Genomic DNA, 25,080 nt, shown 5'->3' on the forward strand with positions numbered 1-25,080 from the left:
ATGAAGGTGGATGTTTTAACATTATTTCCTGAAATGTTCGACGGGGTATTCAGTACGAGCATTTTAGGAAAGGCACAGGACAAAGGGCTGGTTTCGCTCGGGGCGACCAATTTCCGTAATTACGCAACCAATAAACATAATACTGTGGATGATGCGCCTTATGGCGGAGGTGGGGGCATGGTGCTCAAGCCTGACCCGATCTTTGCTGCGGTAGAAGATATACTGGAGCAGCGCGGAGAAGCCACAGCGGCGATGAAAGCCCCGCGAATCATTCTGATGTGTCCGCAGGGTGAAACGTTCACGCAGAAGAAGGCAGAGGAACTCGTTCAGGAGCAGCATCTGATCTTTATTTGTGGTCATTACGAGGGCTACGATGAACGTATTCGTGAATTTCTGGTGACGGATGAACTGTCCATTGGCGATTATGTGCTTACTGGCGGTGAGCTTCCGGCCATGGTGGCCATTGATAGCATTGTGCGGCTGATTCCAGGTGTGTTGGGGAACGAGACAAGTGCAGTAACGGATTCATTCAGTACAGGGCTGCTCGAATATCCCCATTATACGCGTCCGCCTGATTTTAGAGGTATGAAGGTACCTGATATGCTTCTATCGGGCCACCATCTGAATATTGAGGCCTGGCGTAGAGAACAGTCTCTGATTCGTACGCTGGAGCGCAGACCTGAACTGCTGGAGACGGCGGAGCTGACCGATAAGGAACGCAAATGGCTTGAACAGTACAAGGCTGAACGTGAGAAGAAGTAGTGTAAAAGAAAAATAGCCAAGCTACACATCGAAAAAAGCCGAGAAGACAGCTAATGCTGTGCTTATCGGCTTTTTGCATTATGTGGAGATGAGAGTTTTGAAAATCAGGCTGCAACCCTGGGTGCTGATCTAGGGCTTCTCACTGAGGATGTTGGAGCCTGTTCGCAGCAAGGTGGCCATATCGGTATCACTGGTGACGGTCAAGCGGGGTAACACCATAGGTGAGTCGCCAGGATGAACGAATCCGGGTCTAACCGTGAACCCCATGCGATATCCATGCTGATGCAGCTTATATATCATCTGTTCGCTAAAGTAACCATACGGATAGGCGATATAAGGTGTATTGATACCGATGTGCTTGATTTGTTCAATATCGTGGTCCAGCAGGCTGGTATCGAGTGTAACGGGCAGATCGTCTCCGCACACCATATATCCCTTGTGATGCAGATCGTAGGTGTGACTGTTGTATTCAAATACATCACTTCCGGCTTTCATCTCAGGCCAGGAAATATCGCTTTTTTTGCTAGGGTTAAAATCCACCGGTTTGGGCTGAATTCGACTTCCAATCACAAAAAGAGAAGCATGGAAATGATATTTTTTGAGCACCGGATAAGCTAACGTATAATTGTTCTGGTATCCATCGTCAAAGGTGATGACGATTGATTTTTTTGGCAAAGAAATCTCGCCGTTAACATACTTTTCAAGCTGGTCGAGGGTGATTGTCTTATATCCGTTATCGTACAAATATTTCATATTCTCTTCAAATGAGTCCAGATCAATAACTGATTTATTGTGAGGCTCGCGATTGTCCAAGCGAGGGGTAACATAATGATACATGAGTACCGGGACTTCTGTAGCCGTGCCTGGTTTGACAACAAAGCTTGAGCGATCGAGCTTGGATCGCATGGAAAAGTCAGGATGTGAGAATGTAAACATCTTGCGCTGTACGACATTCCAGGACGAGCAGGCTTTGTGGGATAATGCGTTTGTTGGATGATTGACAGCATATGCGTATAAAGTAATGGTGCATGTGAGCAAGGCAGCGGCGACAAGCAGAATTTTTTTTGTGTACTTCATGTTTCTCTGTTTCTCCTTTAACGTTCATCTATGTCTTTAGTTTGTATAAGTAGCTCGCGGAACGAGCGTATTACTACATGATAGACGATCTTCTATGTCGGAAAGTTACATTATTTTATCCTGCTTAAAGGTTGACTTTTTCATCTTACTGGAAATTAGTTCTTCAGTTATTATAGGAAGTCAGGCATGTTATGCATATTCATATATATAAGAAAGAGAAGTGCTTGTCGCGTAGTCTACTGTATTGCTGCTCATTGCTGTTTATTTTTTCTTGTGTTTTGATATGCCACATGATACAATAAGTCTGTTGTGTGGAATACGGCGGTCCTCTATGGATAATGAAGGAGACAAGGTGATCTCTGGAAGAAGTATGAACGCCTGTACGGAAGGAGGGAGTCATAGATGAATATCGTTCAAGCGATTACTCAAGAACAACTTCGCAAAGATATTCCGAGTTTTCGTCCTGGTGACACTTTGAAAGTGCACGTTAAGGTAATCGAGGGAACTCGTGAGCGTATCCAATTGTTCGAAGGTGTTGTGATTAAACGTCGCGGTGGTGGAATCAGTGAGACTTTTACAGTTCGTAAAATTTCTTACGGTGTAGGTGTGGAAAGAGCTTTCCCGCTTCATTCCCCTAAAATCGAGAAAATCGAAGTGGCTCGCCGTGGTAAAGTGCGTCGTGCGAAGCTTTATTATCTTCGTGAACTGCGCGGTAAAGCAGCGAGAATTAAAGAAATTCGTTAATATAACGGATACCGGGAAGGGCTTGGAGACAAGCCCTTTTCGTTTTTGTCCGGGAAAAGTTGAACCGGAGGTACACTTCCGAGTAAAATGGTATGGCGGATATGCGGCGTAAAGTCCGGGAGGATTGGACATCAGTTATCAAAGGCATTTAAAATTGTGGGTGAATGTACTGTAATGCTTGGCTGCAAGAATTACATAACTGAGTGGAGTTTTTTGCTTTCTATGCTTGATGCTGGGATGCGGCAAAAGACTGGATGTATTCTGCTATAAACATGTACTGTGAAGAGAGGAAGATCTTAATATGGAACAAGAAGTTCAACAGGACCAGGGCATACCTGCCGAAGAAAAAAATAATCGATCCAAAAAAGCGAAAAATGAAATTGTGGAGTGGCTGAAGGCCATTGTGATTGCATTGGTGCTGGTCATTCTGATTCGCTGGCTGCTCTTCAAACCATTTGTAGTGGACGGGCCGTCCATGCAGCCGAACTTCTCGACAGGAGAACGTGTCATTGTCAATGAAATTCTGTACGATATCCGTGAGCCCAAGCGTGGTGAAGTTATCGTCTTCCATGTACCTTCCGAAGGACGGGATTTCATTAAACGTGTCATTGCGGTAGCTGGGGATACGGTGCAGGTTCAGGGAGATACGGTAACGGTTAACGGACAGAAGGTTAACGAAACCTATATCCAGGGTGCTATCGATGCAGCCGAGGCGAATGGCGGTACGTATAACGTGAAGGATTTCCCGAATGAACAATTCCCGGATGGCAAGGTGCCGGCAGGGCATGTGTTTGTTATGGGAGACAACCGTCCGAACAGTACAGACAGCCGGATGATCGGTTATGTCTCATTGAAAGATATTATTGGCCGTGCGGATGTTATTTTCTGGCCAATTGGAGAGATTAAGTGGATCAACCACTAACATTCAAAGTATGTATTAAATGAGGTGAAGACAAGGTGACGATACAATGGTTTCCAGGTCATATGACCCGAGCCAGACGCCAGATTCAGGACAAGTTGAAGCTCATTGACGTGGTCATCGAACTGTTGGATGCCCGTCTGCCTGTCTCCAGCCGTAATCCGATGATCGACGAGATTTTGATGGATAAACCACGTATGATTTTGCTGAACAAGTCGGATTTGGCCGATGCCAAGGTGACGCAAGAGTGGATTGAATATTTTAAAAAAGAAGGCATTACAGCGTTTCCTGTGGATGCTTCCACAGGCACAAACGTAAAGGATATTCCTGCTCAGGCAAGACTTCTTCTCAAGGAGAAGATCGACCGTCAATTGGCAAAAGGCATTAATCCCCGTGCTGTTCGAGGGTTGATTGTCGGTATTCCAAACGTAGGCAAATCGACATTAATCAATCGGCTGGCTGGACGCAGCATTGCTGCGACAGGAGATCGTCCGGGTGTAACGAAGGGCCAGCAGTGGATTAAAGTAGGCAAGGAGATGGAACTGCTGGATACACCCGGCATTCTGTGGCCGAAGTTTGAAGATCAAAATGTCGGGTACCGTCTAGCTGTGACGGGTGCAATCAAAGAGGAAATTTTGAATGCAGAAGACATTGCGTTCTTTGGAATCAGTTATCTGATGCGTTATTATTGGGATGCGCTTGAAGAGCGGTACGGTCTTCAGGAGTTCTCCCGGGATGCAGATGATTCCGACAGCGTAATTGCTATCATGGAACAGGTTGGCCGAATCCGCGGTTGTGTCATTAGCGGTGGACGTATCGATCTGGAAAAGGCATCGCGGGCGTTTTTGCGGGAGTTACGCGCAGGTAAGATGGGACGTTTCTCAATGGAAGCTCCTTATTAAGTAGAGACAGCATTACAAGAGCCGAAGGAAGCGGCCGTTACCGGATTACCGGGAACGGTCGTTTTTGTGTTCATAGCAAGGGTCAATGCTAGATGAAATTCGATTTTTTTGGAAGAGAATTGAAGTAAAGTGTGCTTGGTGGAATTGATTCTTCTGTATATGAGTGGTCTAGTAATCATGTTATGATAATTGGTAGTGCAAATTTGTAGAAACATCTGTTTGCATGTATTCAATTTCACCTGAAAACAACCGATAAATGAAGACATCACGATGTTGTAGTATTCCTTTTTAAAACGAAACGTTGTGCAGTGATTTGATTCAATCGAAACAAAGATACGAGTGTCAACGTCTAACGTTTAATAGATGGTAAGGAACCACACGGCTGTATGAATCAGGTGTAAAGGAGATGAAAAACATGGCTGTCAACGATGAAATGCTTGAGCTGCAGCTGCCCGATCAGCCGGGCAAACGGAAGAAAAAGAAAAAGGAAGCGAGCGAACCGCAGGACCTGTTGTTGTATGAGCGGGAATATTGGGGGAGCGGCTTTGAATATATTGCCGGGATAGACGAGGTAGGGCGCGGTTGTTTGTTTGGGGATGTCGTTGCGGCTGCGGTTATTTTGCCTCCAGGGCTTATTTTGGAAGGGGTGAATGATTCCAAAAAGCTGTCCGAGAAAAAGCGCGAAGCGTTGTATGACATAATTATGGAGAACGCACTGGCTGTTGGCGTAGGATATGCAGATGCCGAAACGATTGATCGAATGAACATTAAACAGGCGGCTAGAATGGCGATGAAACATGCTGTAGAGGCACTCAGTGAAACCCCACACTATCTGCTGGTCGATGCTGAAAAGGTAGATGTGAATATTCCGCAGCTGTCTATTATTAAAGGGGATGCGAATAGTCAATCTATTGCTGCCGCGTCCATTGTGGCGAAGGTAACGAGAGATCGTCTGTGCAAAGGAGAATGGGATGCGTTATACCCGGAATATGGTTTATCGGTACATAAAGGTTACGCTACGCAATTTCATCGCGAACAGATTATGGCACTCGGGGCTACGCCGATGCATCGGCGCAGTTTTCTCGGTAATTTGTTAGGAGAGCAGCAAACGCTGTTTTGAATTGGAACTTCTCGGAAGGAGGGGGAGAGAGTTGAATATCAGCTCTATGATTCGTGGTTTGATTGGAGACGGCAAACCAGGGAATGCCAAGCCGCTCGAATTAAAGGAGGGTCAGGTTGTTCGTGGCTCTGTGGTAAGCGTATCGGATGATGGGGGCGAGGCCGTGCTGCAGATTCAAGGCGTGCAGGTACGTGCCAAACTGGAGACTCCACTCCGTCCGGGCGAAACGACACTGCTTCAGGTTCAGCCTCCAGGTGAAAATGGCATGACCGTGATGAAGCCAGTTGCGGGTTCTCTGACAGAACTGCCGCAGGCTTCACTGAACAATCTCATGCAGGAGGTTGGTCTGCCTGACACCAAGGACAACCGGGAATTGCTGATAGCGATGCAGCGCAGCGGTCTGCCTTTGACCAAGGATAATGTAGCGATGGTACAAACGATGATGGCAGCCAAGCCTGCCCAAGTGCCTGTGGAAGAATGGGTACAGGCAGCGGGGATTGCTTTTCAGCGCGGACTTCCTGTGACGGCAGAGACAGTAAAAGGATTACATCAGACTGTATTTGGACCTCCGCTGCATCAGCTGTTGAGCGGATTAGCGGAGCAGCTGGAGTCTCTGCTCTCTCAGACAGGTAAACCGGTTCCGGGAGGAGAGGCAGCGACCAATGCCAAAGTTGGAATTGTAACGGGACAGCCCGGAACTTCTGCACCGCTTGCTGCTGCGGCTGTCCAGCCAGAAGGCGAGGCAGCCACAGCGGCAGCTCTTGTGAATCGCCCGGCGGCGGGAATGCCAGGGGCAGCTGCCTTGTCCTCGCAGCAGCAGGCTCAGACTACGCAAGCTGCTAATGCTGCCTCAGCAGCGAGTGGTGGGGAAGCTGCCGCTGGCGATGTGAGTCAGACGTCGAAAGGAAGCATGCCGCAACAGACGAGCCAGACGCAGGCCAGTCCTGAGGCTGGCGCGAAAGGGGCTGCCAGCCAGGCTGAAGCGGCTGGCAGAGGCAGTGCAGGTATTCCGGCGGGTAGCGGAATACCCGGGGAGAGCCCGCGAGCTGCGGACGCGGGCATGAATGGCAGCCGCCCGGGAACTCCGGGGGCGGCGGAAGCTGTGGCTGGCCGCGGAAACGCCGGCCAGCCTGAAGGGGCGGCCGTGCGCACAGACGGCCGCCCTGACACGCCTGCTGCTGCGGCAACGCAGTCCGCAGCAGGCCAGGCCGCGCCAGCGGCGCCTACGCCAGCGCAGCTGGCGCCCAAGCTGCTGGCGCTGCTGGACGCGCTGCGCAGCGCGTCCACTGCCGCCCCTGCTGCGCAGCAGGGCGGCCAGGCGGCTGCGGCTGCCGAAGGCTCGCCGCAGCCCTTGCCTGCCGCCGCACCTGCGGGCGCGGCGGCAGCGCACGCGCCAGTCACCCACGGGGGAGACCCGTGGGTGGGGCGCGTGTTGAAGCTGCTCGGTGCGGAGCACGAGCAGCAGGCCGTTCACGGCGCGGCGATGCAGCCGCGCGTGGGGGAAGCAGCGAGTCCGGCGAACGCGGACACGCTCAAGGGCTTGCTGCTGCAGCTTGCCAGCAGCGACAGTGCTCCGGCGGCACTGAAAGATGCCGCCGCCCAAGCGGTGCAGTATCTGACAGGTCAGCAGCTGCTGCTTACCACCGACCGCAGTGCAACGTTTGCACAGATGCACTGGTTTATCCCCATCACCGGCCCGGATGGAGAACAGACCGCTTCGGTACAGATTCAGTCGCGCCGTGGTCAGCGCGGTGAGCTGGATGCGTCCAACTGCCGCTTGCTGTTTGATCTGGACATGAAGAGCCTGGGACATACGCTGGTGGATGTGCATGTGGTGAATAACATTGTCAGTCTGCGTGTGCTTAATGACAATGAGGGGATGGGAGCTTTGCTGGAGAGCGGCCGTGAGAGGATACAGCAATCACTCGACAAGCTGGGATATCAGTTGCTGACCTTCAGGGCAGAGTCTTGGCCTGCAGGGCAGGAGGCTGGGGCAGAGCGAACCGTGACCGCAGCAGACTACAGCCCTGAGCGATATAAAGGGGTTGATTTCAAAGTATGAAAGAGGAATCACCGCAGCCGGATTTGTTATCCAAAAAAGCAGTGGCGTTAAAATATGTTCCCGGAGAAACCGAAGCGCCGGTTGTTGTAGCCAAAGGCCGTGGTAAAGTGGCCGAAGCTATTCTGGATAAAGCCAAGGAAAACGGGGTTCCCGTGCAGGAGGATGCAGCACTCGTGGAAGTGCTCTCCAAGCTGGATCTGGATGAACAGATTCCAGCAGAGCTGTACCAGCTGGTGGCTGAGGTGCTGACCTATGTGTACCGAGCAGACCGGCTTGCCTCTGGTCGTGATGAGGAGGAGACATGGTAGACTCAGGGTCAGGTGAGAAGTTGAATGGCAAGCTGACTCGTCAGCAGAAGGGTCGAATTGGAGAAGAACAGGCTTGCCGCTGGTTAGAGCAGCACCAGTATCGTATCCTTCAACGAAACTGGCGCTGCCGCAGCGGAGAAGTGGATATCATCGCATCTCATGGCGATTTGTTAATTTTTGTCGAAGTTCGAAGCCGCAGTTCACATGCTGCATTCGGGACTCCGCAGGAGTCTGTCGATCAGCGCAAAATGCAGCAGGTGCGATCCACCGCCGCCGTTTACATACAAATGACCGGAGAGCATGCTTGTCAGATTCGCTTTGATGTCATTGCTGTGATGATGAGCTCCAAGGGTGAGATTATATCCGTTAATCATGTAGAGAACGCATTTTAAGCTTGTATAATTAACAAATGACAGAAAAGATGGGACTTCAGATATCGAAGGAGATATCTAAGGCTCATCTTTTTTTGTTGGATGGGTGGGATTATAGGGGATAAGAGGATCATCAAGGTCTGTACTTTGAGTCGGTTTTGAATCTCGGCAGTAGAAGCGTGTATAATGGAAGCTGTAACCTGCACGTATGATGTGGAGAGGGAGGCATGAGCCATGAGTAAAGCGACGAACACAGGTAACGCAGTCCGGCATGCGATCCAGAGCCGGCGAACCGTCAAAAAGTTTAAAAATGAGGCTGTTCCGACGGAGCAGATTATAGATTTGCTCGATACAGCGGTTTGGGCGCCCAACCATAAATTGCGTGAGCCATGGAGATTTGTACTGTTTAGCGGCAAAGGACGTAAAAAGCTGGCAGAGGCCATTGAAGCCGAGATGGGCGAAGACAACAAGTTTTCGGCCAATGTGCTGCAGGTGCCTTCCATTATGCTTGTTGTAATGGAGGAAGACCCGAGACAAGCGATTTGGGATGAGGATTTTGCTGCAGTCAGTGCGCTGGTTCAGAACTTTATGCTCGCGGCCTGGAGTGAAGAGATTGGCACGTTCTGGGTAACCAAACCATTTCTCTATGCACCCAAATTCCGTAAGGAGCTTGGTATCAAGGCCGGAGAGAAGATTATAGGCATGATCTATATGGGATACCCGGAGGTTGTTCCATCACCGAAAGAGCGCACACCAGCCAAGGACAAGCTGACTTTGTTTGAGTAACAACCTGTTTCAACGAGACGTTCTATGAATGGTATCCAAGTCTTGTTTGCTGGCATGGGATAAAAGCCTTTTTCAGGGCCGTATCAGACTCTTCATTAACATTTATGGAGAGCTCTCATACGGCTCTTTATGTTGGTCAAGCCGCATCCCGCAGTATTAAAATAAATTCAGGTCTAACTGACGATACTGTATTGCTTCCGCCACATGAGCGGTTTGAATCATTCCTTCATCATCCAGATCTGCGATCGTCTGGGCCATCTTCACAATTCGATCACGGGCACGCATGCTAAGCTGAAGCGTAGTCAACGTTTCGTCTAACAGCTGCTCCGCCGTAGGCGGCAGGTGAATCTTTTTCCGTAAAAAGGTACCCGAGAGCTGACTGTTCCAGCGAACCGGATGGTTCGCGTAACGTTTGGCCTGAATGGCATGGGCTGCAATTACTTTGCTTTGCATGTCAGCGGAGGAAGGAGAGACACCCGACTTTCGCCAATCCCCCGGTGGAGGTACCTCGATCTGCAGGTCGATACGATCAAGCAGTGGACCCGAAATTCTGGCACGGTATGCTGCTACGCGAGCAGGAGTGCAGATGCAGCGCTGATTCTCACTCTGGGCTGATAAATATCCACAGGGACATGGATTCATCGAGCAGGCGAGCATGAACTGTGCAGGAAACGTGAATGCAGCTCTTGCACGACTGATTGTTACGGAGTGATCCTCAAGTGGTTGTCTGAGCACCTCCAGAACTTGACGCTGAAACTCGGGCAGCTCATCCAGAAATAATATTCCGCGATGGGCAAGACTGACTTCTCCCGGCTTTGGAATGCCGCCGCCTCCAATCAGGCCGGATGCCGATATCGTGTGATGGGGCGAGCGGAACGGCCTGTCGGTAATCAGTCCTTGTGGTGCTTCTTTCAGTTGTCCGGCTGCGCTTAACACTTTGGTCACCTCGAGCGCTTCCTCTTCCGACAAAGGTGGCAAAATCGTTGGCAGTCGCTTAATTAACATCGTTTTACCGGTACCAGGTGGACCAACCAGCATAATATTGTGCATTCCGGCAGCGGCAATCATTAGAGCACGTTTGACATGATGCTGTCCCAGTACATCGCTGTAGTCTTCAGAGGACAAAGAGGACGTTGTCTTGCCTTGATTCCATGGTGAACTGGACGGCACACAGCTTCGCAGATGATTATAATTTTTCAAGGTAATTGGCCCTGTACTGGCCATTTCCCCCATCATATTGCCCATATCGTTTTCCGGAGGACCTGGACTGTCTGTGAGGTCAGGTGCCAGGTCCTTCAGGTGACGCAGTCCGTAAATCTCGATTCCACGAATCAGACGAGCCTCCTGTACATTGTCGGAAGGTAATAGAACCGACGTGAAGCTCTGTCTCTTAGCCAGATCAACCATGGATAACATACCGGGCACAGAGCGAATGGAGCCATCCAGTGCGAGCTCCCCCAGCACCAGAGTGCGTTCACCTGGAGGAAGCACAAGCTGACCGCTGGTTGTAAGCAGAGCAATAGCAATGGCGAGGTCAAAGGAAGACCCTTCCTTACGCAGGTCAGCGGGAGCAAGATTAATCGTAATGCGCTGCAAAGGATACTGGTATCCGCAGTTTTTAATCGCAGCACGAACTCGTTCAACGGCTTCACGGATCGCCGAATCAGGAAGTCCGATAATTGAAGTCAATGGTAAACCATTCGACAGATCCGTTTCTACCTCAATTAATACGCCGTCAATACCATAGAGGCATGAGCTGTATAACTTTCCGTACATAACAAAGAAACACCTCACTCGGGTAATCGGCTCCGCACAGGTCGGGCCGTTCTTCGAATTAAGGTGCTTCCTCAGCTTCTACTTGCATTTTATAGAAAAGCGATCAGAGCGTCAACCCGTCAGCATCAAGAGGTTGCTTGATTATATTTTATACAACTTAATTTATAATGATTTATTAGGTTTGTAAAATAATTTGTGCTCAATTATTCTTCTTTTTATCTATTTTGTGATAAGATAGAGCCAAGGCATCTGAATCACTGTAAACTTAGGTGAAGCAGTTAGGATGGCCTTAGATCCAATAATGCAATTTAATGTACATTAGGCAGGTGAGACAGACAACATGCAGACAGATCGTTTGAAGCTTGACAATCAATTATGCTTTGCCATATACGCTTGTTCACGTGAAATTACCAAGCTGTACCAGCCTTATCTCGAGGTACTGGGTGTAACGTATTCTCAGTATCTGGTTTTGATGGTATTGTGGGAGCGGCAGGAGTGTACGGTTAAGGAGATCGGTGAGGCGTTATACCTTGATTCAGGTACGTTGACACCTCTTCTGAAACGTTTGCAGGCAGCCGGACTCATCTATCGGGAGCGTTCTGCTCAGGACGAGCGTAAAGTATTAATTACGTTGACCGATACAGGACGTGAACTTAAAAATAAAGCGCTTAGCATCCCGGATGCCATTCAGGGAGATGCTTGTCTTAACAGCAATGAGTTTGAAGCACTGCTTGGACAGTTCAAAGGCTTGCTGGATAAAGTACACACAACCAATATGAATGCAGCCAAAAAATAATTGGAGCTGTCATTTCCACCGAACCTTAGCTGATTCAGCTGAGGTTTTTTTCCATTAATATCCAAGCATTCACAAAAAGGGATCATATCCATATCAAAAAGCTGTCTATTAACCATTACTTTTTTAAGGAAAGCGTTTTAAAAACATGTTACAATGAATTGGGTTTAAGTGAAAATAGTCAACATTTGTCTTTTGTTCGTCTACCAACCCGCCTTGTTGCAGTCATGTTGATAGGAGGATTCGAGAATGAATATCCATGAATATCAAGGAAAAGAAGTACTGAAACAGTATGGAGTTACCGTTCCAAATGGAAAGGTTGCTTATACAGTCGATGAAGCGGTTGCGGCCGCAGAGGCACTGGGCAGTCCGGTGACTGTAGTTAAAGCGCAAATTCACGCAGGAGGCCGGGGTAAAGCTGGCGGTGTGAAAGTGGCAAAAAGCATCGACGAAGTGCGTGCCTATGCTTCCGAAATTTTGGGCAAAGTATTAGTAACCCATCAGACAGGACCAGAAGGTAAAGAAGTGAAACGTCTTCTCATTGAAGAGGGCTGCGATATCCGCAAAGAGTATTATGTGGGTGTTGTGGTCGATCGTGCTACAGGTCGTGTAGTTATGATGGCTTCTGAAGAAGGCGGTACGGAGATTGAAGAAGTAGCTGAAGCTACACCTGAGAAAATTTTCAAAGAAGTTATTGACCCTGCAATCGGGTTGCAAGTGTTCCAGGCACGCAAGCTGGCTTACAGCATCAAAATTCCGAATGAGCTCGTGAATAAAGCTGTGAAGTTCATGCTGGCGCTGTACACGGCATTTGTTGAAAAAGATTGCTCGATCGCCGAGATCAACCCGCTGGTTGTTACCGGAGATGGAAACGTTATCGCACTGGATGCAAAGCTGAATTTTGACTCCAATGCTCTCTTCCGTCACAAGGATATTCAAGAGCTTCGTGACCTGGATGAGGAAGATGAAAAAGAAATCGAAGCTTCCAAATATGACCTCAGCTACATAGCGCTTGACGGCAACATCGGCTGTATGGTTAATGGTGCAGGACTTGCAATGGCGACGATGGATATCATCAAATATTATGGCGGCGATCCTGCCAACTTCCTTGATGTTGGGGGCGGTGCGACCACAGAGAAAGTTACTGAAGCATTCAAGATTATTTTGTCTGATGCCAAAGTAGCCGGTATCTTTGTTAACATCTTCGGTGGTATCATGCGTTGTGATGTCATTGCCAACGGTGTAGTTGAAGCCGCGAAGCAGCTTGGACTGACCAAACCGCTGGTTGTTCGTCTTGAAGGAACTAACGTGGAACTCGGTAAACGCATTCTGGGTGAATCCGGCCTGAATATCGTTCCAGCTGATTCCATGGCCGATGGTGCACAGAAAATTGTGGCCCTCGTAAAATAAGTTCATTCCTTCGTACCGGAGCTGTCCGGGAATTGAAAAATAACCGTAAGGATGTGAAGCAACGTGAGTATTTTGATCGATAAAAATACAAAAGTCATTACGCAAGGCATTACGGGTTCAACGGGAATGTTCCACACGAAGGGCGCATTGGACTACGGAACCCAGATGGTAGGCGGTGTTACGCCAGGTAAAGGCGGAACCAATGTTGACATCACGCTGGAAGACGGTTCAGTAGTCAGCCTGCCGGTATTCAACACGGTGCAGGAAGCGAAGGAAGCTACTGGCGCAACAGCGAGCGTCATTTACGTTCCTCCTGCATTTGCGGCGGATTCCATCATGGAAGCGGTTGACGCAGAACTGGATCTTGTCATCTGTATTACCGAAGGTATTCCTGTTCTTGATATGGTCAAAGTGGATCGTTTCATGGAAGGAAAAAATACGGTATTGATCGGTCCTAACTGTCCAGGTGTGATTACACCGGGCGAGTGCAAGATCGGTATCATGCCAGGATATATCCATATGCCAGGACACGTTGGTGTTGTTTCCCGTTCCGGAACACTGACGTACGAGGCTGTTCATCAGCTTACAACTCGTGGCATTGGTCAGTCTTCTGCGGTAGGGATTGGTGGAGACCCGGTTAAGGGTTCCGAGTTCATCGATATCCTGAAACGTTTCAATGAAGACCCTCAAACGCATGCTGTAATCATGATTGGTGAGATCGGTGGTACTGCGGAAGAGGATGCGGCCGAGTGGGTGGCAGCTAACATGACGAAACCGGTGGTTGGATTCATCGGTGGTGTTACAGCGCCTCCAGGTAAACGTATGGGTCATGCGGGCGCAATTATCTCCGGCGGTAAAGGTACAGCCAAAGAGAAAATTGCGAAGCTCGAATCCTGCGGTATCAAAGTCGCTCCAACACCAGCCGAAATGGGCTCCACTTTGGTAAGTGTGCTTGAAGAACGCGGCATTTTGAATCTGTGCACGACACATTAATCCTGTTCCGTTATAATAGAAGAAACGGCTTGGAAATCGTTTATTTCTGCAACCGTTAATTCAGGAAACGGTAAAGGTAAGCAACCTTTTGTCCTTACAAGGGACAAAAGGTTGCTTTTTTGCGTTTATTTTGAATAAGAAATTCGTTTTGTAAAGCCCTACAGGTGTAAACGCTTGCAATTTATCGAAACTTATCACACAATATGAGGGGAGTTTTTCTCTCCTCCATGGGAGGTAAACAAGATGGAGGAACGCTGGATTTTGTTTGGGCTGCATGAAATGGAGGGCATCGGTAGAAAAAGCATTTCCAAATTGATGTCAGGTGCACATTCACTGACGGAGCTGTTTGATTACCAGGAGGCAGATTGGATTACAGCTGGACTGAGAAAAGATCAGGCTGCCCGGTTAGTCAGAGATTTTAATCCCAGCTGGATTGAATATAGAAGAGAGCAGGTTTATAATCGTGGCCTCAAGGTTATTACTTATTTGGATTCCAATTATCCTATATTAATGAAGGAAACCGTTCAGCCTCCCTGGATTATATATGCTCGGGGGGATATTGAGCTGCTGCATACACCTTCGATTGCAATGGTTGGAACTAGGCTGCCTACCGTCTACGGACGCAAGGTAGGTGAGAAGCTTGCATCACAATTAAGTCAGGCTGGACTAACCGTTGTCAGTGGTCTTGCCAGAGGTATTGATCGTGTGTGTCATGAGGCTGTTGTACGAGAAGGAGGAAAAACCATTGCCGTTTTTGGTACGGGAATGGACTATGTTTATCCTCCTGAAAACACAGGCTTAGCGGAACAGATTGCCGAAACAGGTCTGCTTTTGTCCGAATATCCACTTGGAACGAGAGCTCGCCAAGGGCTGTTTCCCGAACGTAACCGAATTATAGCCGGATTAACACTTGGTACACTTGTTGTAGAAGCAGATCTGCGCAGTGGTTCATTAATTACCGCGGATGCAGCACTGGAAGCGGGAAGGGATGTATTTGCTGTTCCTGGACCCATTACTTCTCCGAAGAGCCGCGGGGCACATAATTTGATTCGTCAGGGGGCAAAACTGGTCACTTGTGCAGCCGATTTGTTGGAAGAGTATCGTTTGGACTTGCCAAATACCAAACAACTTCCTTACAATAGAGGACGTTCGGCAGAAATGCAGGGGCATGCAGAAGAAGGGCTGTTTGCGAAAGTGCAGCTGTCTGCAGATGAACAGCGGATTATCGTTTTAGTTGAGCAGGAAGAGCAATCCTTGGATCAACTGATTGATCAGTTAGGCTGGGATTTTGGACATTTACATTCAGTTCTGTTATCTTTAATCATAAAAAAGCAGATTACCCAATTACCTGGAACCAAATATGCAAGGGTATGACGATGCTGCAACCTGTGCAGTATGTGGAATATATAAAATATGAAAATGAAAGTACATGAACTATATAAGTTGAAAAATTATTTACACTCAAACTCTGTCATCGGAGTGTCACGTGTAAATTTCGAAGTTCAACTTATATGGCAAGAAGTTTCATGACTGAGAGGAGGATGAACCTATGGCGGATGCACTCGTAATCGTGGAGTCGCCTTCAAAGGCGAAGACGATTGGCAAATACCTGGGCAGCAAGTTCATCGTGAAAGCTTCAATGGGACATGTCCGCGATTTGCCAAAGAGTCAGATCGGCGTTGAGGTAGAGAACGATTTTAATCCGAAATATATTACGATCCGCGGTAAAGGTTCAGTATTGAAAGAACTCAAGGATGCGCGCAAGAAAGTCAAAAAAGTATATCTCGCAGCCGACCCCGATCGTGAAGGAGAAGCAATTGCCTGGCATCTGGCACATGCGCTTGAACTGGATGACACGGCGGACTGCCGGGTTGTATTTAATGAAATTACGAAGCAGGCAGTGAAGGACGCATTCAAAACGCCACGTAAAATTAATATGGACCTTGTCAATGCACAGCAAGCCAGACGTATTCTGGACCGGCTTGTGGGTTATAAGATCAGTCCACTATTATGGAAGAAAGTAAAAAAGGGCCTGTCCGCAGGGCGGGTTCAATCCGTTGCGGTCAAAATTATTTTGGATCGTGAGAATGAAATTGATGAATTCGAGCCGGAAGAATACTGGAGCATCACGGCCAAACTGAGTGCAGATGGTAATCCGTTTGAAGCGAAGTTCCATAAATTAAACGGCACCAAAACCGAGCTGGGCAGTGAAGCAGAAGTACAGGCCATTCTCAAACAGATTGAGGGCGCTGACTTTACGATCAAGGAAGTAAAAGAAAAAGAGCGTACACGTAATCCTTCTGCGCCATTTACAACGAGCTCCCTGCAGCAGGAAGCGGCTCGTAAACTTAATTTCCGGGCTTCCAAAACGATGTCGGTTGCCCAGCAGCTCTATGAGGGCGTAGACCTTGGAAAAGAGGGCACAGTCGGTCTGATCACGTATATGCGTACCGACTCCACCCGTATTGCGGCTTCAGCACAGGAAGAAGCCAAGGAATATATCATTGGCAAATACGGAGAGACCTTTGCACCGGAAAGCCCGCGCAATTATTCCAAAAAGGCTTCCAATGCTCAGGATGCACACGAAGCGATCAGACCAACTTCCGTATTGCGTGATCCGGATTCGATTAAATCGTTTATGAGTCGTGATCAGTTCCGATTATACAAGCTTATATGGGAACGCTTTGTAGCAAGCCAGATGTCCTCGGCTATTCTCGATACACTTTCGGTGGATATCGCTGCAGGAGACACCATTTTCCGGGCAGCGGGTTCAAAGGTTCGCTTCCAGGGCTTTATGAAAGTGTATGTTGAGGGCAATGACGATGGTACCACCGATGAAGATCGGTTGCTGCCTCCGCTCAAAAGTGGAGATGTGCTTGAAAAGCAGGAAATTGAGCCCAAACAGCACTTCACGCAGCCACCGCCGCGTTATACGGAGGCAAGGCTTGTTAAAACATTGGAAGAATTGGGCATAGGCAGACCGAGTACATATGCGCCAACACTGGAGACCATTCAGAAGCGCGGATATGTTGCGATCGAAGAAAAGAAGTTTATGCCGACCGAGCTCGGAGAGCTTGTGATCGAGCAGATGGAAGAGTTTTTCCCGGAAATTCTGAATGTTGAGTTCACGGCAAACATGGAAGGTGATCTTGACCATGTAGAGGAAGGCTCCGAAGACTGGGTTAAAGTTCTCGCCGAATTCTATGAATCTTTCGAAAAGCGGCTGGAGTTTGCCGAAGAAGAAATGAAAGAGATTGAGATTGAAGACGAGGTATCCGATGAGATATGTGAAAAGTGCGGCAAACCGCTTGTTTACAAGCTGGGGCGTTTCGGGAAGTTTCTTGCGTGCTCGGGTTTTCCCGAATGCCGTAATACCAAACCGATCATCAAGGATATCGGCGTAACATGTCCGAAATGCAAAGAAGGGCATGTGGTGGAACGTCGCAGTAAAAAAGGACGTATATTCTACGGATGTGACAAGTATCCTGAATGTGATTTCGTCTCCTGGGATAAACCTTCAGCCAAGCCTTGTCCTAGCTGTGGATCTTTAATGATAGAGAAACGAAACAAAAAAGGGACCAAATTGCAATGTACTTCATGTGATCATCAGGAGCCGGTGGAAGAAACGGAAGATGAGTCAGCGGATTAGCATATGATGGGGGTAAATGATTTTGACAAGTGAACAACAAGTAACGGTTATTGGTGCCGGACTGGCTGGATCAGAAGCAGCTTGGCAGATTGCCAGCCGAGGCGTACGCGTTAAACTATATGAGATGAGACCGGTCGTCAAAACACCGGCTCATCATACGGATAAATTTGCCGAACTGGTCTGCAGCAACTCGCTGCGTGCCAATGGGCTGGCTAACGCAGTAGGTGTCTTGAAAGAAGAAATGAGAATGCTGAACTCTTTGGTTCTGGGCGCTGCTGATCGTCATGCTGTCCCGGCGGGAGGTGCTCTGGCGGTTGACCGCGATGGCTTCTCAGGGGAAATTACATCCACACTGCATCAGCATCCGCTTATTGAAGTGGTGAATGAAGAGCTGACCTCGCTGCCTGAGGATGGCATTGTCGTTGTAGCTACAGGGCCGCTCACTTCGCCAGCGTTGTCCGAGCAGATCAAGGCACTGATGGGTGAGGAATATTTCTATTTTTATGATGCAGCAGCACCGATTATTGAAAAAGATTCAATTGATATGAACAAGGTATACCTCGCCTCCCGTTACGATAAAGGAGAAGCGGCTTATCTGAACTGTCCGATGACAGAAGAAGAGTTCGATATTTTCTATGAAGCGCTTATTAACGCCGAGGTTGCTCAGCTAAAAGAGTTTGAAAAGGAAATTTATTTCGAAGGCTGCATGCCGATCGAAGTTATGATGAAGCGTGGTAAACAAACGGCTTTGTTTGGACCTATGAAGCCGGTAGGTCTGGTTAACCCGCATACAGGTGAATTACCGCACGCCGTAGTACAGCTCAGACAAGATAATGCGGCGGGAACCCTTTACAATCTGGTTGGCTTCCAGACCCACCTGAAATGGGGCGAACAAAAACGGGTATTCTCTCTGATTCCAGGTCTTGAGAATGCGGAGTTTGTACGTTACGGTGTAATGCACCGAAATACATTTATTAACTCACCTAAGCTGCTGCGTCCGACGTATCAGTTCAAAGATCGCCCGAATCTGTTCTTTGCCGGTCAGATGACAGGCGTGGAAGGATATGTTGAATCTGCGGCATCCGGTCTGATTGCAGGCATGAATGCGGCCAAAGCTGCACTTGGTCAGGAGCTCGTTGTACTTCCAGTGGAAACAACGCTAGGAAGTATGGCTCAATATATTACAACAGCCGATTTCAAGCATTTCCAGCCGATGAACGCAAACTTTGGTTTGCTTCCGAAACTGGAAACTAAAATTCGCAACAAAAAAGAAAAAAATGAAGCACTTGCCCAGCGTGCCCTGGATGGGATCGCCAGGTTTGCTGCTTCCGAAGGTCTAACCGTTCCAGAACGCGTATAAATTATTCGTGGGGAGGCAGATATCATGGATATGTCATTTCATGCGACAACGATCTGTGCTGTCCGTCATAATGGCAAGGCGGCGATTGCAGGTGATGGCCAGGTAACGATGGGCCAGAGCGTTGTCATGAAAAATACAGCCAAAAAAGTGAGACGTTTGTATCGCGGACAGGTTGTTGCCGGATTTGCAGGTTCTGTGGCGGATGCAATTACGTTGTTTGAAAAATTCGAAGGTAAACTCGAAGAACATCACGGCAATCTGCAGCGGGCTGCCGTGGAGCTTGCGAAGGATTGGCGGCAGGACCGTATTTTGCGTAAGCTTGAAGCGCTGCTGATCGTCATGGATAAAACAGGTATGCTGCTTATTTCTGGCGGGGGAGAGATTATAGAACCGGATGATGATATCATCGCAATTGGTTCAGGCGGTAATTTTGCACTGTCTGCTGCGCGGGCGCTGAAACGTCACGCCGTACAGATGGAAGCCAAGGACATCGCGCGTGAATCCCTTCAGGTCGCTTCTGAGCTGTGTGTATATACAAACAGTAATATCATTGTGGAAGAATTGTAAAATCAAAGAAATCTCCCGTACAGGGGCAAGATGTTTCATCTGCCCCGGCTTACGTTAAGGAGATTCTTTGTTCTTGTAGTACTTGAACGTTAACATACATGCAGGAGGGAAGTATATGAATACTCAAGCCTTAACGCCAAGACAGATTGTTGCGGAACTGGATAAATATATTGTAGGTCAGAAACAGGCGAAAAAATCAGTGGCAGTAGCCCTTCGTAACCGCTATCGACGCAGTCTTTTGCCAGAACACACACAGGACGACATTGTGCCTAAAAATATACTGATGATTGGCCCTACAGGCGTTGGTAAAACAGAGATTGCCCGCCGTCTTGCCAAGCTGGTGGGTGCACCCTTTGTCAAAGTGGAAGCTACCAAGTTCACAGAGGTAGGATATGTGGGCCGTGATGTGGAGTCCATGGTCCGTGACCTGATCGAAACATCACTGCGCATGGTGAAGCTTGAGCGTACAGAAAAGGTGAAGGACAAAGCGGAGGAAGCGGCGAACGAGCGCATTGTACATATCCTGGCCCCTTCCCAGTCCAAGTCCAAAAATCAGCGTAATCCGTTTGAAATGATATTTGGCAACAACAATGCGGGGAATGCTGCTAATGAGCAAGACGAGCCGGAACCTGATACAGGAGTGGCAGAGCGCCGACGCAAAATCAGATTTGATTTGCTATCTGGCAAACTGGAAGATGACATCATCGAGATTGATGTGGAGGATAATACTCCAAACATGATGGATATGTTTGCTGGTCAAGGCAATGATCAGATGGGTATGAACATGCAGGAGATGTTCGGCAGCTTGCTGCCGCGTCGTACGAAGAAGCGCAAACTGGCGATCAAGGAAGCGCGCAAAGTGCTGATTCAGGAAGAAGCAAGTAAATTGATTGATATGGATGATGTAACTCAGGAATCTATAAGACGTGCAGAACAGACAGGCATTATTTTTATTGATGAGATTGATAAAGTGGCGAGCCAAGGACGCGGAAGTGGCCCGGATGTATCGCGTGAGGGGGTACAGCGTGATATTCTTCCAATCGTAGAAGGGTCGACCGTGATGACCAAGTATGGCCCGGTCAAAACGGATTATATTCTGTTTATGGCTGCCGGTGCGTTCCATGTTGCCAAACCTTCAGATCTCATTCCTGAGCTTCAGGGACGCTTCCCGATTCGGGTAGAGCTTAACAGCCTTTCACTGGATGAGTTTGTGTCTATTTTGACAGAACCTCAGAATGCATTAACGAAGCAGTATGTGGATTTGCTGCGCACAGAGAATATCGAAATCGAATTCTCCGACGAAGCGATTCGCGAGATCGCCAAATTGGCAGAATCGGTTAACCAGAACACAGAAAATATTGGTGCTCGCCGGTTGCATACCATTTTGGAGAAACTTCTGGAGGATCTATCCTTTGAAGCTCCTGAGCTTACGCTCGAGCATATGGTGATTACGCCTGAGTATGTGCGTGAGAAATTAAATGATATCGCAACTGATCGTGATTTGAGTCAGTATATTTTGTAGAATCCTCCTATGTTTGCTGATAACGTAAGTATAATGAGGCAAGCTTAGCCAATAAATTGTAACGTATGCTTGGCTAATGAGTATGTATCGGAACAGACAGCTTCTATCCTATATGTGAACTCTTGCGGATAACATGTGGAAGTTTCTGTTGTCTGGTACATACTTTTTTTATTTTTATAAATGCTAAATCTTTATTGGGGATACACCGATATAAGAGATGTAACATATTGAATAAGATATAAAAGTAGGACTTGTGCCGCAGACTAATCAGGGCAAAGGGCAGAGAAATGGCATTTTATTCACACAAAAATAAAACCATTCATTCCCATTAAAAGAATTTTAATTATTTAATTTGTATTTATTACTCGTGCGAAGCATTGGAAAAACTTGCGTAAATGCGCAAGTTGTTGATTCGTAGAAAAATGTTCAGCCGCTAAATTTTCCCCGGACATAAATTCGAAGCAGTAAACGTAATTGTTAAGAAAGTGTTGAGGAAGAAATGAAGTTCAGACAATTTTTCTATGATGAATGGTTGAGCGATATAGAAGAAACTTCAGTTAAGATACAGTTTCTAGCAGCTCTAAACCCTAATATAGCGGTAAAAAATGCTAAAGCCAACACATGATCAAGCTTCCGAAATGAATGTGATTACCCCTTGCCTCATACGAAACAGTGATAGAAAGAATCACAATTATTTTAAAAATGTTTAAGCATGTATTTCAAGATTGTTAACACATTTTTGATTTGGGACTGAATATTTACGAAAAAATTCATAATTTACAGAAAACACACAAAAAGCCCTCTCTTTCAGAAAAGATAGGGCTTTTTTCTTATTGTAATATATCCCAATCTCGAAGAAACTTATGTTATACGACAACATCAGAGTTAATTCTACCAAAGTCCTAGAAAAACGCATAAAGACGAATGTTTTTGTCGAAAAAACATAAGCAGTTTCGCGTAAAAAGATTCAATCTTTTTCCATAAATTCTAAAGAGAGGAGGGATATCGTGAATCTTTTAAATGATATCAGTTTTAAAAGATTGCAAGGTGCACTCGATGCGTCGAACATCAGACAACGAACGATTGCTGACAACATCGCGAATGCCGATACCCCGTATTTCAAGCGCTCAGACGTTTCTTTTGAAGAAATGCTGCAGGAACAGATGAACGGTGATCTGCCTGTTCTCAAAGGTAAAGTAACTGCTCCAAGGCATTTTGTCATAGGTCCTTCCTCTTCTATACCAACGCCAGTAGTTAATATGGACCAGTCCACCTCCATGAATAACAACCAGAATAACGTGGATATTGATCGGGAAATGAGCCTTCTGGCGGACAATCAATTGCGTTACAACGCTTATATCCAGCAAGTAAACGAACAGATTAAAATGATGCGAATCGGCGTAGAAGGGAGATAACATCGTTGAATATTAGTAACAGTTTTGGAATCAGTGCTTCAGCCCTTACGGCTCAACGGTTACGAATGGACGTCATCTCATCCAACATAGCAAATGCGGAAACCACGCGCGCAAGCATGGTTAATGGGGTTGCAGTTCCTTATAAAAGGAAAATGGTTGTACTTGAGCCGAATAAAACGTCCTTTAGTACAATGCTGCAAAATCAGATGCAAGGTGGAGGAACGGGTGACGGTGTCAGAGTAACCGAAATCCGAGAAGATCAGTCGCCACTCAAGCCAGTCTATGATCCTACTCATCCTGACGCAAACGCAGAAGGTTATGTATATATGCCGAATGTGGATATTGCGAAGGAAATGGTCGATATGATCTCGGCTTCACGTTCTTATGAGGCTAACGTTACAGCACTGAATTCAACCAAAGCGATGATTTCCAAAGCCTTGGAGATCGGTAGATCTTAATCTGTTGCATTTTTCGACAACAATTGAAACCAGGAGATAAGAGGAGGGACATTCATGATTCAGAATAATATGTTCAACATTCAAGGTGCCCAGCAGTTACAGATGAAAAGCACTGTTGAAAATAAACCTTCTACACCAGCCGAGAGCATTCAGAGCTTCGGTACATATTTACAAAATGCGTTGGGGTCTGTCGCTGCACAGGAGTCCCAGGCGCATGAAATGTCTAATCAGTTTTTGATCGGCAAGGCGAATGTAGATCAGGTAATGATTGCTTCAGAACAAGCCTTGTTAAGTTTGCAGCTGACCTCTCAGGTTCGAAACAAAGTGGTTGAGGCATATCAGGAGATTATGCGCACGCAGTTATAAGAAATACTTGCGCAGACAATAGCGCTGATCATTACGACAAGCAGCTGCGATGCTGCTCCTCATACAGGCTAATGGAACGCTAAGGCCTCGTGGAAGGACAGACTAAGCAAAGTTTCGGATGGGGTGACAGAGTGAATGAGAGAATTGCCCAGTACAGGGACAAGGCATCACAGTACTGGAACAGCTTTAGCAAGAAGCAAAAAACATTATTTATTTCAACCTTCTTATTTCTGATTTTGGCAGCAGTCGTTCTGACGATGCAGTTATCCAAAACGGAATATGAAGTTGCGTTCACTGATTTAAATGCAAGCGATTCGGCTGGTGTAATCAATTATCTGAACTCATCCAATATTCCTTACAAGCTCAGTGCGGATGGAAAGAGCATCTCTGTGCCTAGTACAGATGTAGCACTGACGAAAGTTAATATCGGATCTCAAGGCATTATTCAAAATGGCTCGCTCGGTTATAAAGCATTTGAAACTTCTTCATCGCCGATTGGTATGACGGATAAAGAGTTTGATGTGAAGTATAACAATGCGTTAAACGGAGAGGTAGAAAAGCTGCTTGAAAGAATGCAGGGAATTCAGGATGCCAAAGTGCTGGTTAACATGCCGAAAGATAACATCTTTGCAGGTCTGGAAGAGCAGGACAAAGCCTCGGCTTCCGTAGCACTTCAGTTCAAACCCGGTTATCATCCGAACCAGGCAGCTGTAGACGGATACTTTAATTTGGTTAAAACGGCTGTCCCGAACCTGCCGATTGAAAATATCACCATCACGAACACGGATGAAGCTGAGCTCATTCCAACAGCTCGCGGTGGCAGCGGTGGGTTGTCATCTGAAGTTCAGGAAAATATGGCTTTGCAGAAAAAGTTCGAAAGTGATGTGCGGAACAACGTTAAACAGTTCCTTTCTCAAATTGTGGGTGAGGACAAGGTTAACGTGCTCGTAGCCTCGAAACTGAATTTTGACAAGGTGACCAGCAAAGAAAATATGGTTACACCTGTGGATCAGGAAAACATGAAGGGCATCGAGATCAGCGTGCAGCAGATTCAAAAAAGCTATACAGGAGGAGCTACACCATCCGGTGGTGTCGCAGGGACCGGTCAACAGGACGTCCCAGGTTATCCTTCTTCAGATACAAACAGCAATGGGAATTCAGAGGAATCATCAAGCACCATTAACTATGAAGTGAATCGAATTGCCAGAGATATCATTTCAAGCCCATATACTGTAAAAGATTTAACCATTAACGTTGCGGTTGAACCGCCGGCAGGACAAACTGAATTGCAGCAGCCGGTTCGGGATGCCATTGAAAATATTCTGGTGAATATCGTTCGTGCCTCCCTGGCAGATTCAGGTACTACAATAACAGACGCAGATTTGACGAAAAAAGTTTCAGTCATGTCACAAGGGTTCGCAACGGCTGCAGATGCCAAAACAGGCTTCCAGCTGACACCTGCAATGATGTGGGGTGGCGGGGCGCTTATTGCAGCTTTGATTGCTACAGTTGTGATCCTGTTAGTGCGTCGTCGTCGTAAACAAAATGAGTTTGAGGAAGAAGAAGACATTCCGCTTCCAGTAGCAACAGAGTTCCCGTCCATAACACTGGACAGTGTGACGAACGAAAGTCAAGTGCGCAAACAATTGGAGAGTTTGGCCAAGAAAAAGCCGGACGAATTCGTCAATCTGCTGCGTACGTGGCTGGCTGACGAATAGAG

At 47.3% G+C, this 25,080-nt stretch carries 23 protein-coding genes; 21 read left to right on the plus strand and 2 right to left on the minus strand.

Annotated elements, in window-relative coordinates:
• Entirely contained in the window at positions 1 to 762 is a 762-nt protein-coding gene (gene trmD / locus IEW26_RS16200; RefSeq protein ID WP_188593113.1) for a tRNA (guanosine(37)-N1)-methyltransferase TrmD, read from the plus strand.
• Positions 763 to 891: 129 nt separating this feature from the next.
• Here trmD and IEW26_RS16205 read toward each other — a convergent pair whose 3' ends face one another.
• The gene (locus IEW26_RS16205) at positions 892 to 1,839 is read right to left on the minus strand and encodes a polysaccharide deacetylase family protein (RefSeq protein WP_188593114.1); all 948 of its coding nucleotides are present in this window, start codon (positions 1,837 to 1,839) and stop codon (positions 892 to 894) included.
• A gap of 402 nt (positions 1,840 to 2,241) precedes the next feature.
• Here IEW26_RS16205 and rplS point away from each other — a divergent pair, with 402 nt between their 5' ends.
• The 8 genes from rplS to IEW26_RS16245 all read left to right on the plus strand — a co-directional run bounded on the left by rplS (position 2,242) and on the right by IEW26_RS16245 (position 9,051).
• Positions 2,242 to 2,583, plus strand: coding sequence for a 50S ribosomal protein L19 (gene rplS / locus IEW26_RS16210; protein ID WP_110893202.1), 342 nt, complete (start codon positions 2,242 to 2,244; stop codon positions 2,581 to 2,583).
• Positions 2,584 to 2,884: 301 nt separating this feature from the next.
• Positions 2,885 to 3,505: a signal peptidase I gene (lepB, locus tag IEW26_RS16215; protein ID WP_111269987.1), complete on the plus strand. Its 621-nt coding sequence runs from the start codon at positions 2,885 to 2,887 to the stop codon at positions 3,503 to 3,505.
• A gap of 35 nt (positions 3,506 to 3,540) precedes the next feature.
• Positions 3,541 to 4,404 (plus strand): ribosome biogenesis GTPase YlqF, encoded by an 864-nt coding sequence (ylqF, locus tag IEW26_RS16220; protein ID WP_110893198.1) that lies wholly within the window; start codon positions 3,541 to 3,543, stop codon positions 4,402 to 4,404.
• Positions 4,405 to 4,819: 415 nt separating this feature from the next.
• Positions 4,820 to 5,524 carry a ribonuclease HII gene (gene rnhB / locus IEW26_RS16225; protein ID WP_229729888.1) on the plus strand — a complete coding sequence of 235 codons (705 nt, stop codon included), beginning with the start codon at positions 4,820 to 4,822 and terminating at the stop codon, positions 5,522 to 5,524.
• Positions 5,525 to 5,555: 31 nt separating this feature from the next.
• Complete coding sequence (locus IEW26_RS16230; protein ID WP_188593115.1) at positions 5,556 to 7,586, plus strand: TP0910 N-terminal domain-containing protein; 2,031 nt, start codon at positions 5,556 to 5,558, stop codon at positions 7,584 to 7,586.
• Positions 7,583 to 7,894, plus strand: a complete 312-nt coding sequence (locus tag IEW26_RS16235; protein WP_188593116.1) for an EscU/YscU/HrcU family type III secretion system export apparatus switch protein — start codon at positions 7,583 to 7,585, stop codon at positions 7,892 to 7,894. Before IEW26_RS16230 ends, IEW26_RS16235 begins: the two co-directional genes overlap by 4 nt.
• Entirely contained in the window at positions 7,888 to 8,286 is a 399-nt protein-coding gene (locus IEW26_RS16240; RefSeq protein WP_188593117.1) for a YraN family protein, read from the plus strand. The genes IEW26_RS16235 and IEW26_RS16240 overlap by 7 nt, the downstream gene beginning before the upstream one ends.
• 213 nt (positions 8,287 to 8,499) lie before the next feature.
• Complete coding sequence (locus IEW26_RS16245) at positions 8,500 to 9,051, plus strand: nitroreductase family protein (protein ID WP_188593118.1); 552 nt, start codon at positions 8,500 to 8,502, stop codon at positions 9,049 to 9,051.
• A gap of 156 nt (positions 9,052 to 9,207) precedes the next feature.
• Here the strand turns inward: IEW26_RS16245 and IEW26_RS16250 are convergent, their stop codons facing one another.
• The gene (locus IEW26_RS16250) at positions 9,208 to 10,827 is read right to left on the minus strand and encodes a YifB family Mg chelatase-like AAA ATPase (protein ID WP_188593119.1); all 1,620 of its coding nucleotides are present in this window, start codon (positions 10,825 to 10,827) and stop codon (positions 9,208 to 9,210) included.
• Between the two features lie 340 nt (positions 10,828 to 11,167).
• Here IEW26_RS16250 and IEW26_RS16255 point away from each other — a divergent pair, with 340 nt between their 5' ends.
• The 12 genes from IEW26_RS16255 to fliF all read left to right on the plus strand — a co-directional run bounded on the left by IEW26_RS16255 (position 11,168) and on the right by fliF (position 25,078).
• Positions 11,168 to 11,623, plus strand: a complete 456-nt coding sequence (locus IEW26_RS16255; RefSeq protein ID WP_111269993.1) for a MarR family winged helix-turn-helix transcriptional regulator — start codon at positions 11,168 to 11,170, stop codon at positions 11,621 to 11,623.
• Between the two features lie 246 nt (positions 11,624 to 11,869).
• On the plus strand, positions 11,870 to 13,030 hold the full coding sequence (gene sucC / locus IEW26_RS16260) for an ADP-forming succinate--CoA ligase subunit beta (RefSeq protein WP_111269994.1): 1,161 nt from the start codon (positions 11,870 to 11,872) through the stop codon (positions 13,028 to 13,030).
• Between the two features lie 63 nt (positions 13,031 to 13,093).
• Complete coding sequence (gene sucD / locus IEW26_RS16265; RefSeq protein ID WP_110893179.1) at positions 13,094 to 14,023, plus strand: succinate--CoA ligase subunit alpha; 930 nt, start codon at positions 13,094 to 13,096, stop codon at positions 14,021 to 14,023.
• Positions 14,024 to 14,266: 243 nt separating this feature from the next.
• A complete protein-coding gene (gene dprA, locus IEW26_RS16270) occupies positions 14,267 to 15,397 on the plus strand; it encodes a DNA-processing protein DprA (protein ID WP_188593120.1) in 1,131 nt (376 codons plus the stop codon).
• Positions 15,398 to 15,572: 175 nt separating this feature from the next.
• Complete coding sequence (gene topA / locus IEW26_RS16275; protein WP_111269996.1) at positions 15,573 to 17,672, plus strand: type I DNA topoisomerase; 2,100 nt, start codon at positions 15,573 to 15,575, stop codon at positions 17,670 to 17,672.
• 16 nt (positions 17,673 to 17,688) lie between these two features.
• The gene (trmFO, locus tag IEW26_RS16280; RefSeq protein ID WP_373288486.1) at positions 17,689 to 19,032 is read left to right on the plus strand and encodes an FADH(2)-oxidizing methylenetetrahydrofolate--tRNA-(uracil(54)-C(5))-methyltransferase TrmFO; all 1,344 of its coding nucleotides are present in this window, start codon (positions 17,689 to 17,691) and stop codon (positions 19,030 to 19,032) included.
• Between the two features lie 24 nt (positions 19,033 to 19,056).
• Positions 19,057 to 19,599, plus strand: a complete 543-nt coding sequence (gene hslV / locus IEW26_RS16285; RefSeq protein ID WP_111269998.1) for an ATP-dependent protease subunit HslV — start codon at positions 19,057 to 19,059, stop codon at positions 19,597 to 19,599.
• A gap of 115 nt (positions 19,600 to 19,714) precedes the next feature.
• Positions 19,715 to 21,121, plus strand: coding sequence for an ATP-dependent protease ATPase subunit HslU (gene hslU / locus IEW26_RS16290; protein ID WP_145402790.1), 1,407 nt, complete (start codon positions 19,715 to 19,717; stop codon positions 21,119 to 21,121).
• 1,007 nt (positions 21,122 to 22,128) lie between these two features.
• Complete coding sequence (gene flgB, locus IEW26_RS16295) at positions 22,129 to 22,536, plus strand: flagellar basal body rod protein FlgB (protein ID WP_188593121.1); 408 nt, start codon at positions 22,129 to 22,131, stop codon at positions 22,534 to 22,536.
• 5 nt (positions 22,537 to 22,541) lie between these two features.
• Positions 22,542 to 22,994, plus strand: a complete 453-nt coding sequence (gene flgC, locus IEW26_RS16300) for a flagellar basal body rod protein FlgC (RefSeq protein ID WP_111270001.1) — start codon at positions 22,542 to 22,544, stop codon at positions 22,992 to 22,994.
• 54 nt (positions 22,995 to 23,048) lie between these two features.
• The gene (fliE, locus tag IEW26_RS16305; protein ID WP_110893165.1) at positions 23,049 to 23,360 is read left to right on the plus strand and encodes a flagellar hook-basal body complex protein FliE; all 312 of its coding nucleotides are present in this window, start codon (positions 23,049 to 23,051) and stop codon (positions 23,358 to 23,360) included.
• 131 nt (positions 23,361 to 23,491) lie between these two features.
• Positions 23,492 to 25,078 carry a flagellar basal-body MS-ring/collar protein FliF gene (gene fliF, locus IEW26_RS16310; protein ID WP_145402789.1) on the plus strand — a complete coding sequence of 529 codons (1,587 nt, stop codon included), beginning with the start codon at positions 23,492 to 23,494 and terminating at the stop codon, positions 25,076 to 25,078.
• Positions 25,079 to 25,080: the final 2 nt, after the last annotated feature.

It is taken from the genome of Paenibacillus silvae, assembly GCF_014639235.1.
GTDB classification, from domain to species: Bacteria; Bacillota; Bacilli; order Paenibacillales; family Paenibacillaceae; genus Paenibacillus; species Paenibacillus silvae.

Excerpts from the sequence above, each read along its gene's own strand:
- trmD (WP_188593113.1), top strand. The coding sequence starts at position 1 with ATGAAGGTGGATGTTTTAACATTATTTCCTGAAATGTTCGACGGGGTA.
- IEW26_RS16205 (WP_188593114.1), bottom strand. The coding sequence starts at position 1,839 with ATGAAGTACACAAAAAAAATTCTGCTTGTCGCCGCTGCCTTGCTCACA.
- rplS (WP_110893202.1), top strand. The coding sequence starts at position 2,242 with ATGAATATCGTTCAAGCGATTACTCAAGAACAACTTCGCAAAGATATT.
- lepB (WP_111269987.1), top strand. The coding sequence starts at position 2,885 with ATGGAACAAGAAGTTCAACAGGACCAGGGCATACCTGCCGAAGAAAAA.
- rnhB (WP_229729888.1), top strand. The coding sequence starts at position 4,820 with ATGGCTGTCAACGATGAAATGCTTGAGCTGCAGCTGCCCGATCAGCCG.
- IEW26_RS16235 (WP_188593116.1), top strand. The coding sequence starts at position 7,583 with ATGAAAGAGGAATCACCGCAGCCGGATTTGTTATCCAAAAAAGCAGTG.
- IEW26_RS16240 (WP_188593117.1), top strand. The coding sequence starts at position 7,888 with ATGGTAGACTCAGGGTCAGGTGAGAAGTTGAATGGCAAGCTGACTCGT.
- IEW26_RS16245 (WP_188593118.1), top strand. The coding sequence starts at position 8,500 with ATGAGTAAAGCGACGAACACAGGTAACGCAGTCCGGCATGCGATCCAG.
- IEW26_RS16250 (WP_188593119.1), bottom strand. The coding sequence starts at position 10,827 with ATGTACGGAAAGTTATACAGCTCATGCCTCTATGGTATTGACGGCGTA.
- IEW26_RS16255 (WP_111269993.1), top strand. The coding sequence starts at position 11,168 with ATGCAGACAGATCGTTTGAAGCTTGACAATCAATTATGCTTTGCCATA.
- sucC (WP_111269994.1), top strand. The coding sequence starts at position 11,870 with ATGAATATCCATGAATATCAAGGAAAAGAAGTACTGAAACAGTATGGA.
- dprA (WP_188593120.1), top strand. The coding sequence starts at position 14,267 with ATGGAGGAACGCTGGATTTTGTTTGGGCTGCATGAAATGGAGGGCATC.
- topA (WP_111269996.1), top strand. The coding sequence starts at position 15,573 with ATGGCGGATGCACTCGTAATCGTGGAGTCGCCTTCAAAGGCGAAGACG.
- trmFO (WP_373288486.1), top strand. The coding sequence starts at position 17,689 with ATGATTTTGACAAGTGAACAACAAGTAACGGTTATTGGTGCCGGACTG.
- hslV (WP_111269998.1), top strand. The coding sequence starts at position 19,057 with ATGGATATGTCATTTCATGCGACAACGATCTGTGCTGTCCGTCATAAT.
- hslU (WP_145402790.1), top strand. The coding sequence starts at position 19,715 with ATGAATACTCAAGCCTTAACGCCAAGACAGATTGTTGCGGAACTGGAT.
- fliE (WP_110893165.1), top strand. The coding sequence starts at position 23,049 with ATGATTCAGAATAATATGTTCAACATTCAAGGTGCCCAGCAGTTACAG.